This window comes from Variovorax sp. 3319, assembly GCF_031456585.1.
GTDB lineage: Bacteria > Pseudomonadota > Gammaproteobacteria > Burkholderiales > Burkholderiaceae_C > Variovorax > Variovorax paradoxus_P.
This window is the reverse complement of record NZ_JAVDUZ010000005.1, coordinates 90,389-101,833: the sequence shown is the minus strand read 5'-3', so window position 1 is coordinate 101,833 and position 11,445 is coordinate 90,389. Positions and strand designations below refer to the sequence as shown.

Sequence of the window (11,445 nt, the reverse complement as noted above, 5' to 3'; positions counted from 1 at the left end):
AGGGGAGAGAGGCCGGGTTGCCCCGGCCCTGGGTCATCAGCCGCGCGGCTTGATGATCGGCACCACCGTGTCGAGGACCGTCACACCGTGGTCGGTGAACTGGGTCTCGTCGCCATGGTCGATAGCGAAGCGGACCTTGGACATGCCCAAGATCGCGCCGATCAGGATTTCCAGCTTGTCGCCGTGGTCGTCCTTCTCTTCGCTCCAGAAGAACGGCATGCCGCTGTGCTCCGAGGCGCCGAACGCCTGCGCGAGACCTTGGCCGCCCATCAGGATGGCGCGGTCGATGGCGAACTTCGTGGTGAAGCTCGCCGGCACGACAGCGGCCGTCTCGTTCTCGGAGTCGTACGCGGCGCAGTAGCGGATGGTGTCGCCGGCGTAGAAGCGGATCGGCTTGGGCATCTTCACCATGAGGATGCCGCCCCACAGGCCAGCTTCCATCAGGAACAGCGGATGGTCCTTGGCCAGACGCGCACGGGCCACCGCATTCGCCTGGAAATTGCGGAATGCCGGGTCGGTGGCGAAGCCGCTGTACTGCGCAGGGGAAAGCAGCATCACCCGGATCGGGCTGTCGGTCGCGGCCTGGTCGTCGTCGAACTTGACCGGGGGCGGGGGCAGCGGAATCTGGTCGATGTAGGTGCGCACGGCATCGACAGTTCCCATCTTCAGCAGGTCGGTCGAAGCGATGTCGACCTCGCCGGCATTGACGGTGAACTGGTCGATCGCGCCGGCCTTGGCCATGAAGTGGCGGTTCTTGGTCGGCGCCTTGACGCGGTTAACCAGGATCTCGGAGAACGCGGGGTGCGTCTCGACCGGCACGCGCCACTCGATGTTGTCGTGGAAGCCGCGCGCGCCGGCCGCGTGGACCAGGGTGGACTGGTCTAGGTAGTCGTCCATCTTCTGCTGCGCCAGCGGGCGCCCGACACGGCGCAGGTCCACGGGGCTGCGGATCTGCGACATCACATCGCCCATGTCGATCGGGAAGCGCGCCTGGTTGACGCGCAGGCGGTCTTCGGACAGCTTGATGCCCACGCCGCGGCCCTTGGCGTACGCGCTGCCCATGATCGGGTAGCCACCGCTCGGGTTGATGAGGTTGAACTTCACCTCGTCGCCCTTGCCCTGGCCCAAGTCCTGCGCCTGCACGATGGGCATGTGGTTGCTGGACTGCTTCTTGATCGTGCTGATCGCACCTTCCAGCTTGGGCATCTTGCCGACCAGCCGGTTCATGGTGGTGTTGCGTTGCTGGCTGACGGCGAATACGCCAGCTGCTTGCTGGACCATCGCTTTCGGGTCGCCATACGCGGTTTGCGTCTTCGTTGCGGTCATCTAGACCTCCTTGTGTGTGGTGCTGCGTGGGCCTGATGGCTCACAGGGATCGGTTCAGGAACGCATCGATCTGCGCGGGCGACATGCCTTGCATGGCGTCGGCCATCGATACGGGGTCCATGGCCGCCAGTCGCTCGTGCGGCGACAGCGCGTCGGCCCGCCCGCCCGGAATGTCCGAGAGGGAGGCCGGCACGGCTGGTGCCGCGGCAGCGATGGCGGCTTGCGCCGCGACCTTGGGATCGGTCACGGCGGCTTGGCCTTTTCCAAAGGCCGGCGCCGCGGCGGGCGCGGCAGTGGCCTTCTTGAAATCGTTGAACAGCTCGACCACCTGCGACGTGGTGCCCTTCTCCAGCACGCCACGCAGCGTGGGCTGCAGGTAGCTGGGTTGAGCGCCGATCCACTGTTGCAACTCGGCGCTCTCCGCCACCGAGTCCGCGTCAGGGTGTGCCTTGTAGATGGCTTCGTAGTGCGCGTTGCGAGCGGTGTGCTGCTGTTGCTGCTGTAGCGGAGCGATCGCCTTGTTGATCCGCTCCTCCACGCGCTGGTCCACCAGCGTCGCAATGCCGTTCGCCAGCGCCTCCTCGGAGAAGTCGCCGAAGAGAGCCGGGTCCACCCCGCTGGCGATCGCCGCTTGCGCAGCCGCCACCTGGTTGTCCGTCTTCGTCGGCGCTTGCCCCGCATCAGCGCGCTGCTGCGCTTGGGTCTGCAGGTCAGCGAGTTGGCGCTGGGCCGTCTCCGCTTGCGCCTTCCAGTGCTGCTCGCCCTCCCGGGCCTGCACCAGCTTCTCGTAGGGGATGGTGTGTTTGCCATCTTTCGCGAGCAAGACGGCGTTGGACGCGTCGGGCTCGGCTGCGGGAGCTGCTGCCGGCGCCGCAGCGGGCGCTGGAGCGGGGGAAGGTGCAGGCGAAGCTGCCGGAGCGGCTGCGCTGCTGTTCGTGTTGGCGGCACCCGCTTCGGTAGAAGCGGCGGCGTCTGCAGCAGTGGTGGACGCGGGCGCGCCACCGTCATCCAGCCCGAAGCTGGTATCGCCCGATGCCGCGATCTCGAGGAGCTGCGCGGCCTGCTGCGGCGTCAGTGCGCCGGTGATTTCGTTGTTCTGGAAAAAGTCGTTGGATGTCGTCATGCCTGTCCCGCCACATATCGCCGTGGCCGCAAAGGGGCCAGCAATCCGGTGCGAGCCACATGGGCCCGCGCCATCTGCCTTGAATCCACGGCGTTGCCACCGTGACGTCGCCCCAACGCTCGCGCGCGGTGCTTGAGGGGCAGTTTCAAGAAGCGGGAGACAAAGGCGAAACCCTACAGGGGGGAACAAAAAAGCCGCCTCACGGGCGGCTTCGGGTTGCGCTCGGCAACCAGTACGGATGGATGACCGATCCTTCGATCAGCGCGGCAGGCGGTCCACTTTGATGTTTCCGAACATCCCGGTATTAATCAGCAGTTCCCAGACCTTCTTGAGGGCTTGCCCGGTCTCTTGGCTCACGAACAGAGACGACCGGCTGCCGCGAGGAGCGCCCAGAAAGTAGTGGCGCATAGATTCCCACGTCTCGGCGACCTGCGACCAGCGCCAGCATGGAACCTCCTTTTCCAGCATCAAAGGAAGCGCGATCGACAACGGAATCAGGCCATCAGATGGATGACGACGTTCCCACTCGCACTTGACCAGAACGGGGGTCGCGTTGGTGCTGTAGAACTTGGCGTCGAGCTTGCGGGCTGTGATACGGGCGGCGTGGCCCTCAGGGAGCTCGCTCACAGAAGCGATGATCTCGTCCGCGCCGTCGCCGTAGGGGCAGCTTATGAAGCCGTTCCGGAAGTACCTTGTGTGGTCCAGTCCCGCATACCCGCAGTCCGCGCCTGGCGTCGTACTTGGGCTGTGATCGTTGATGTAGTTGCTTACGAGTGGGTGCCACGAAGGGTAAGAGTCAACGGCAGGCCCGATTTCGTCCACGATTTCACGTAGGACGCTTTTGCTGAGCTCACGCTCATCGGCGTCGACGCCATGAAGGCGACCCACCAAGTAATCCTCCACTTCCTGGTAGCCGGCTTGCGCCGCTTCGTCTGCTCGGAATGCCATAGTTCGCACCTAAAGTTGATAGTCTGCGCATGATATAACGTTTTCATGCGAAGACCATTGACCTTGTGCGTGGCATGGTTTCCTTGTGGCCGACGATTGCTTCGAAACGCCCTGTCCTTTCGCGTTTAAGAGATCGCGGTTAATGCGAGTTCTACTAATTCATCAAGCACGGCTGCGAATAAGAAGTCCTGTACATTGGGGTCATGCCAATAAAGGGCCTGGACAGGATGGGCAATTGGAAACGAAACATATTGAGATCGAAAAGTGAGCACAAGTCCCATCGTTTCAATATTCACGTGTGCGCTGGCATTTCGGATGGCCTGTAGAACCTTGGCACGCTGCGCGTAACTTGATACAGCAGCAACGAAGAGCGCCTGATTCGCGTGCGCGAGCCTGGGAGCCATTCTTACCAAGACATCGGCATCACCCCACGTTGGTTCGTACCGCAATACAAAGTTTTGACCGGCCCAGTACGGGCCTGCACTATTTTTCCCTTTAGCCAGCACCGACGCCTGTGAAACGTGCTCCTCCGTAAGGGCGGAGGGATGAGCGGCCACTGCCGCACCGTTTCCATCCGTGGTCCCCATACAGGACTTCACAACATATTCACGGGCAAATAGGCCCCAGCTTTGCCACGCCTTTGAAACCAGACCCTCAAGAAGACTCTCTTCCTCAAGCGCGTACGGGGCGCTCAGCGCAGCAGCCCCTTTAGTGGTTGCAAAAGCTCGCAGATGAATAATTAGATCTGAAGTCCTGTCAGCAAATTCGATCCAACTTGCGTAAAGCGTCATGGCATTTATGCAAATTCACCCCTAAGCGCTTTGGCCAACCAACGAATGCGAATAATCCGCTGCGGCCCACGATTACCGCCTTCCGAGGCTGCCTTTACATACTCGCCAAAGACGCCGACATCGTTCTCTTCGTGGGCGGCCGCGAGCCTCCTAATAGACGCAAGTGCGCGATCACGATCAACAAAATATGCATCAATTGAGGTCAATCCTATCGCAGCCTGGTCCTCCGGTAGACCAAAGCGGTTCAAAATCAATGCGCACAGCAGTGAATGAAAGACGTGTTGCTTGGTGGCGTGAGTGCCCTGCAAATCCGAGAAGTTGTCGATAACCGTTTCAAACGCCCCAAAAATCTTTGCCTCAAACTCCTCTTGCGCATCAAATTCTTCGTCGTATTTTTTGTAAAGTGCCTTCAACTTGGCCGGACTAGAACTCACGGCCCCTTCTTCGACCGCCAAGCCCAGATCGGCAATGAATTCGGCATCAACCATTCGAACAATCTGCCGGCTACTCAGAATCTTCCAGTTAATCAGCACGTCGCCAAAGCGATCCAATGCCAAGTTGACCCAGTCCTTGAACTCTCCAAAAAACTCGCTGTGTCTCTTCTCCGCATCGTTTAATGGCAGCGTAAATGCATTCATGCGCCTAAACATCTGAAGTATTTCAGCACGAGTCGCATTCCTGATTACATCCGCAGAGACGGTGTATCCCCAAAAATGGTCCTGTAATTCTTCGGGCAGTTCCGCGAACCTCTTCCCGGCATACTCTCGCGCATTCTTACCCAATGCAAATTGGCCATCGGTGAATTCGACGATGGTGGTTAACCGCTGCTGCCCATCGACAATCTCTTTGCGTGGCTTTTTTGTTCCCCTATCGACGAGCTCGTGAAAGTAGACCTTTGGGAATGGAAAATCGCGCAAGATCGTGTCGACGAAGTAGCTCTTCGCTGCTACCGGCCACAGGCCCCCCCCGCGTTGATATTCAGGGTTAACGACGAGCGTCCTTCCCTTGTACCAATCGACCAACTCGGCCACCGAGTAGTTGCCTTCTTCAATTTTCATTCTTGATCCAGTTCCGATGAACGTCCACGTGCTCGGGGGAATGTATTCCATCCAAGCGAGTGCAAGCGCGAAGCAGTCAGTTGGCAGCACCTTCGGTCGCGAAATTGTCGGCTTCACTCGCGTCTCAGCACCCTACAGCCGCCCTGCACCGCTTGATGGCCACGGCGGGAAAGTCCGGCTGTTGTTCTCGCGTACGGCCGGCGCTGCGGCCGCCTCGTCGCGGAGGTGGGATGCCAGAACACAGGGCTCTGGGTTGGTTGTCGTGGCCGCTACCGTTGACCGGCCAATGCTCGGGAACGTACGAAGTTCGTGCGAACCCGACGGGGGGCCGACCGGCAGGCCGAGCACAATGCAGCGACCTACTTTGAAGGCGCCATGAGCGAGCCTAGATGAGCGTTACCATTTCCTTTCGGCACTACTTTTCCATCCGCCACCTTTCCGCAGCAGCGCTTTTCGTGGATCAGTGCAGGGAGGTAGAAAACAGGCCTTTGCCTCCAGTAATCGAAGGTCCAGAGTGGCGGAAACACTCGGCGGCCTCGGCGTCCGCTGTCGTGATGGCAGCCGCCTTCCTGGAGGCCACAATCAATGAGCTCTTTTCGGATTGCGTTGATGATCCGAAGTTTGAGCGCCTCGCCTGCTTGCCAGCGCGAGCATTGATGGAGGCGATGTGGAAACAGGGAATACCGCGCAGGGCCGGGTATCCCATCCTTCAAAAATACGAGATCGCGCTGCAACTGAACGGCAAGCCGTCTTTCGACACCAGCCGCAGCCCCTATCAGGACGCAAAGCAACTCGTCAACCTGCGCAATGCCCTCGTCCACTTCGAGCCCGAAACCATCACCTCCGCGGTCGACGGCAAAAAGCCGCAGGCGCACGCATTCGATGGACTTCAGAGCAAGTTTCCCAACAATCCCCTGACTGGTCCCGGCAACCCCTACTACCCGGACAAGATGCTGGGCGCCGGCTGCGCGGCATGGGCAGTCAGATCCGCAGTGGCCTTTACAGATGAATTCTTCGCCAAGTTGGGCATGCCGCCCATGTACGAAAGCGTGAGAGGTGAGTACATGCGCCCAGCGGCATCGGCCTGAGACCGGCTAGGACGACACCGCCTCCAAATTGTCCCCGGTGCGCGCCGTCTCGATTCCGTCCATGCCGCTGCCGCCCGCGCCTGCCCGAGCGGGGAACGTCGGGCTGGTGTTCTCGCGCACAGGCGGTGCGGCGCCCGCCTCCTCCTGCGCCTCGGGCGCCACCAGCGCGGCACCCTGCCCCTGGATGTAGGGGTCCTTGATGTTCATCGCCGCCGTCTGTGCCGGCGTCGGGAAGTTCGGATCGTCGCCACCCGGGCTGGGCCGCGTGTAGCCCGCGCCTTGCATGATGGCGTCAGCGATCGGCGCGATCATCGGCATCTGCGCCACCTGCGCGCCACCCTGCATCGCCGCGAAGGCCGCCTGCACGCCGGTCTGCACCGCCTGCGCCATCAGCTGCTTGATCTGCGCGTCGGTCAGCCGCTCTTTCATGTCGAGTTCGCGAGCCTTGAGGTCGTGGCCGGCCAGCTTGACCTCCTGCGCCACACGTTCCTGCACCTGCTTCTCGATGTCCTCCGGCGAGGCCTGTTGCCCAGCGGCGCGCAGCGCCTCCACCAAGTCGCGCTTGAACGGCACGTCCATGAGGCTGGCCAGGAACGGCATCGCCGCGGCCTGGTACTGCGGTGGCAGGCTCTTGACTGCCTCGCTCATGGCGTTGAGCTGTTGGCCGCGGTAGCTCGAGCTGCTCGGCACATCCTCAAGCGCGACCTTCAGGCGCGTGCGTTGCAGGTCGTTGGACAGGTAAGCCACGCCCGTCTTTGGATCGGTCTCGGGCTTGTTGATGAGGATCGTGCGGTCGGGCGTGATGGCATCGCCCTCGATGACGATGGTGTGCGGCTCGCGGCCCATGTCCTCGACGACCATGGCCAGCAGCAATTCGCCGACCTGGGTGCGCGCGGCCTTGAAGTTGTCCATCAGGTGAGCGAGGCCTTGGTTCGCCTGCTCCACCTGCGTCTCTTCCTGCACGCCGCTCGTGGCGGTGCCGCGCCGGCCGGAGAAGGCAGAGGCAGCCGCCGGCGACACGCGCTCCAGCGCCATGCGCGCGTCATTGAGCATTTGCAGTTGCTGGTCGGTGAGCTGCACGTCCCGCTTCACCTCGAACCGGGCGCCCGGCTGCGCCATCTGGGCCGGGTCCAGCACGATGTCGGCGTTGCGACGACCCACCTGGCGGCGCAGCTGCTCGTCGGTCATGGCCACCGCGCCCTTGGTGCGCTCCACGCGATAGGCGGTCATGCCCCATGTCATCGCGGCCGTGCCGCTGTTGAGCCGGTCCTGCTGGAAGATCATGCCGCGCACCAAGCCGTATGGCACGCGCGTGCCGTCCTCGCGGTATCCCCAGAACGGCACGTAGGGGAAGTGCCGATGGGTGTACGGGCTGGGGCCGTCGTGCAGGCGATGCGGCCCGAGCCAGAAGCTGCGGCGCACGCGAGGGATGACAGCGTGCTGCGGCCGCACCAGACCACGGGCCAGCGAGTAGTTGTGCACCGGGTTCTCGGCGTCGTACTCCACCACGCGGCCGTCGGGCGATCGCAGCACCGTCACCTCCGCCCAGCGGCGGTACCAGACCTCTGCCACGCACATGTCCTTGCTGACCGGGTCGTACCAGTTGTGCTCGGCCACGGTCCAACCGCGCGCCGCGTCCCAGGCTCCACCCGTCAGGCCGGTCGAGCTGCCACCGTCCAGCGCCTCGGGCGACAGGTTCACCCACCAGGATTGACCATGTCGACCGCATTCGAGAATGAGCTGGCGATGCTGCGGGAACACCTTGGCGATGCGGCTCGGAGGCAACCAGCGTTCGCGCCGGACGTAGCGCGCATCGCTCAGGTCGTCCTCCTTGGCGTAGAAGTCCCAATGGATCTCGTTGCGGTGCACAGAGGAGCACCGGTACGGATACTTGAAGGGGTCCGATTCGCGCGAAACCTCCACCCAGCCGAGACCCACGGCCGCCTGGGGGCGGAAGGCCTTCGAGCACGCCTGGTCAGCCTTCGAGTGACGCTCTGCCTCGTTCAGTCGGAAGTTCAGAGCGTCGGCGACGTCCTGCCCGTCCGGCTGCCCGTTGGGGGAGACACGCCAGTCAGTGCGCACCGAGGCCTCGTAGCCCTGAATGGCCAGCAGCGCGGGCCCGATCAGGTCTTCCTTCGCCGGCGGGATGCCGAGGTCCTTCTGCGCGCGCAGCAGCTCGGTGTCGAGCTGGTTGCCGTCGGCATAGTCGAGCTCCTTGTCCGCCACCGCGCGCCACGGCGGCTGCTGCTCGATCTCGTAGATGAACTGGCGGTATTCCTCCAGGGTGAGTGCGCCATCGGCGTCCATCTCTTCCTCGATGCTCGGGGTGGTGGTGCTGTTGTTCATGTTCATTGGGTGCTCCTACGCGCGCCAGTCGGAGACCGGCGCTTCGACGTAGGCGGTGTTCTGGGTGAGGTTGGCCAACATGCCCAGCTCCTTGGCCTGGGCCCACTGGCGCAGCGCGTCCGCGCCTTCAGTGCAACCGTTGCTCTTGTCGGGCTGGTCGATGAAGCGGTTCTCGGAGGTGCTGTACTTCTTCTTGTAGCCCTGGATGCGCTCGATGCCCTGCTTCGTGCCATCGAGGTCGAAGAAGGCGCCCTTGATGTGCTTGCGCACAGAGTAGATGCCGGTCATCAGCTCGGTGACGCGCGGCACGATGAAGAAGGCCTGGCCGGGCATCAGGAGCTGCAGCTGCTCTCGGGTGCTGCGGTTGTAGTCGCCGAGCCGCTTGTGGTCGGCGTCATGGGGCAGGAAGTGGCCACCGTAGAGGTAGCCGCGCTCTTGGAGGTGCCGCGCATAGTGGCGCAGGTCCTCCTCGTGCTCCTCGTAGTAGCCGATGAAGCGGTCTTCGTTGCGCAGCATCTGCATGAACCAGATCGCCGTGCCGTCGCTGTTCCCGATGTCCCAGAAGGTGAACACGGGCAGGTCCAGCAGTGGCACCTGGCAAATGGCGCCGCGCTTGCGCAGCAGCACCATGTCTTTCGCGTAGTAGTGGCCGGCTGTGGACTGCTGGAAGGCCTCCTCGGGCGTCGAAGGGTACTCCTGCCACATCCGCTCCTCTTTGCCGGAGAAGTCGTTGCGCAGCTTTTCAACGTACCAGGCGCGCTGGCCCAGGTCGATCTTGACGTCGACCTTCGTCTCGAGCTCGTCGAAGTAGTCGTGCTGCTCGGGGCTGATCGGCACGCCGACCGGGTCGATCGAGTAGTTCGGGTCCTGCCACCAGGCGTAGAAGTGGAAGCGGTATTGGCTGGGCGTGAGCTTGCGCGCTCCTGCCACGAGTGCCTGCGCACGCTGGCATATCTCGTAGAACTCGCCCTCGGTGCCTTCGGCGGTGCTCTCGATGACCAGGATGCCGGACAGCGGCACGGCCTGGAAGGAACCGGTGACGACTTCGTTAGCCTTCGCGGGGAACTTGGCGCAGATCTTCCCGAACTCGGAGACGTGCAGGCGGTGGATGGTGCCGCCACGCACGCTGGTAGCCACGCGGATGCTGCTGTTGTTGTGGCCGAACAGCAGCTCCTTCGTGCTGGCGCGGGCGAGCGGGAAGCGCTGGCGGATCTCCTCGGGCAAGTGGTCGTACGCGAACACGACCTTGTCGCGGAAGATGGCTTCGGCCGTCTCGCGGTCCTGGGCGATCATGCCGCAGCGCTGGTTCCCGTTGAACAGGGCGTGGTCGAGCCAGAGGATGGCAATCAGCGTCGTAAAACCGAGCTGCCGGGCCTTGAGGATGGCGTTGCGGTGCCAGAGCCGCGTGATGAAGCGCCGCTGGGCCCGATTGGGCTTGAACGGCATGACGAAGGAATCGCCCTCGTCGATGACCTCGCCGTCATCGTTCTTGACCGGCTCGCCCTTGACGATGATCTGATACAGGCAACCGCTGAACAGGCGCCATTCGGGGTCGCGCAAGCAGCGTTCGAGCTCCGCCGCATTGGTAGGGAGGAGCTCGGCGTGCTTTGCGATGTGCGGCCCACGCTTGGGGCGACGCCGGTTGTCCCAGCGATGCCCGAGCTGCAAGTCGACCGCGCGGCCGGCCTCTACGTCCAGCGCGGTGTCGTCTTCATCGAGCGTGCCGGCGTCGGCCAGGCGCGCGGCCTGCTTAGCCTGGGCGGCCATCGTCGACATCCTCCCGCGGCATCAGACTGTTAGGGCCCGTTGGGGCTTCTGGCGTCTCCGGATCGTTGGCGACAGGCCGGAACCCGTTGCCGTTCCCGTTCGCAATGCTGTGCAGCAGCGCGGCCAGCGGATCGGTCTTCTGCTGGTTGTCCTTCTCGTACAGGCCCAGGTGCTTGAACAGCTTCTCCATCGCCGCGCCCTTGTCGTGCATGGCGATCTCGATGCCGAACTTGGTCATCTTGGCGCCGGCGTAGAGCGCGATCGCCCGGGGCGAGAGGCGCCGCGTGTCGGCCAGCACGGTGCGCGCGTGCCCATCACCGCCGCAGTCTGGGCAGGATGGATGCGGTGGCTTGAGCGGATCGAAGCCGATGCCGCCCTTCTCGTCGAAGTCGGCCAGGCTGCCAGCCTTCAGGGCGTGGTGCTCCTGGTCGTGATTGAACTCGCCGATGGTGCGTTGGAACTTGAAGCCCTCGCCCCAGCAATGCCGGCAGCAACCGACCTTCACCTGCACCAGTTCGCGCGGGTCGGCCAGCATGATGTTCCACGCTTCCGTCACCACGCGATCGGCATCGACCTGAGTGCGCTCCTGTTGCAGCTTCCGGGCGGCAGCAATCGCAGCCTGGATGTACGGTTTTGACAGGTTCTCGGACGCCATCTGCCGGGCGCTGTCAGGGCTGTAGCCGGCTCGGATGGCAGCCTGAGTCCCATTCAGGTCCACCAAGTACTCGTCGACGAAGCGCTGCTGCAGGTCAGTGACTACGAGCTGCGCAGGTTGGGATGCTGGTACTGGAACTACTCGGGCGGGTCGTGCTGGCTTCTTCTTCGTCACCTTAGCGGGCGGTGCCTTCTTGCGCGCAGGTGCGCTCGCGGCCTTCTTGGGGGCTGCGGGCTTGGTGGTGGTCTTCTTCGGTGCGGGTGCCTGCTTCTTGGCCGGCTTGCGAGTTGCCATGCGCGCGAGTGTTCCGGGCGACGGCTGGTGGGTCGAACCCTATAGGGGG

Annotated in this window: 9 protein-coding genes; 1 reads left to right on the top strand and 8 read right to left on the bottom strand. The window is 63.1% G+C overall.

Features of this window, described 5'->3' with window-relative positions:
- Positions 1 to 36 precede the first annotated feature (36 nt).
- The 5 genes from J2X67_RS11960 to J2X67_RS11940 form a co-directional block, all read right to left on the bottom strand.
- Positions 37 to 1,326: a DUF4043 family protein gene (locus tag J2X67_RS11960; RefSeq protein ID WP_309953260.1), complete on the bottom strand. Its 1,290-nt coding sequence runs from the start codon at positions 1,324 to 1,326 to the stop codon at positions 37 to 39.
- Between the two features lie 40 nt (positions 1,327 to 1,366).
- On the bottom strand, positions 1,367 to 2,449 hold the full coding sequence (locus J2X67_RS11955; RefSeq protein ID WP_309953258.1) for a hypothetical protein: 1,083 nt from the start codon (positions 2,447 to 2,449) through the stop codon (positions 1,367 to 1,369).
- Positions 2,450 to 2,707: 258 nt separating this feature from the next.
- Positions 2,708 to 3,397, bottom strand: a complete 690-nt coding sequence (locus tag J2X67_RS11950; RefSeq protein WP_309953256.1) for a hypothetical protein — start codon at positions 3,395 to 3,397, stop codon at positions 2,708 to 2,710.
- A gap of 125 nt (positions 3,398 to 3,522) precedes the next feature.
- Positions 3,523 to 4,188 carry a hypothetical protein gene (locus J2X67_RS11945; RefSeq protein ID WP_309953254.1) on the bottom strand — a complete coding sequence of 222 codons (666 nt, stop codon included), beginning with the start codon at positions 4,186 to 4,188 and terminating at the stop codon, positions 3,523 to 3,525.
- 5 nt (positions 4,189 to 4,193) lie between these two features.
- Entirely contained in the window at positions 4,194 to 5,246 is a 1,053-nt protein-coding gene (locus J2X67_RS11940) for a DUF262 domain-containing protein (RefSeq protein ID WP_309953252.1), read from the bottom strand.
- Positions 5,247 to 5,635: 389 nt separating this feature from the next.
- On the opposite strand from J2X67_RS11940, the gene J2X67_RS11935 reads away from it, so the two are divergent.
- Entirely contained in the window at positions 5,636 to 6,334 is a 699-nt protein-coding gene (locus J2X67_RS11935) for a hypothetical protein (RefSeq protein WP_309953251.1), read from the top strand.
- A 6-nt stretch (positions 6,335 to 6,340) separates the two neighbouring features.
- On the opposite strand, the gene J2X67_RS11930 is transcribed toward J2X67_RS11935, so the two are convergent.
- From J2X67_RS11930 to J2X67_RS11920, 3 genes are read right to left on the bottom strand one after another with little or no spacing between them, the layout of a single operon-like run.
- Positions 6,341 to 8,686, bottom strand: a complete 2,346-nt coding sequence (locus J2X67_RS11930) for a hypothetical protein (RefSeq protein ID WP_309953250.1) — start codon at positions 8,684 to 8,686, stop codon at positions 6,341 to 6,343.
- 9 nt (positions 8,687 to 8,695) lie between these two features.
- Entirely contained in the window at positions 8,696 to 10,447 is a 1,752-nt protein-coding gene (locus J2X67_RS11925) for a terminase (RefSeq protein WP_309953249.1), read from the bottom strand.
- Complete coding sequence (locus tag J2X67_RS11920) at positions 10,431 to 11,396, bottom strand: terminase small subunit (protein ID WP_309953248.1); 966 nt, start codon at positions 11,394 to 11,396, stop codon at positions 10,431 to 10,433. Before J2X67_RS11920 ends, J2X67_RS11925 begins: the two co-directional genes overlap by 17 nt.
- Positions 11,397 to 11,445: the final 49 nt, after the last annotated feature.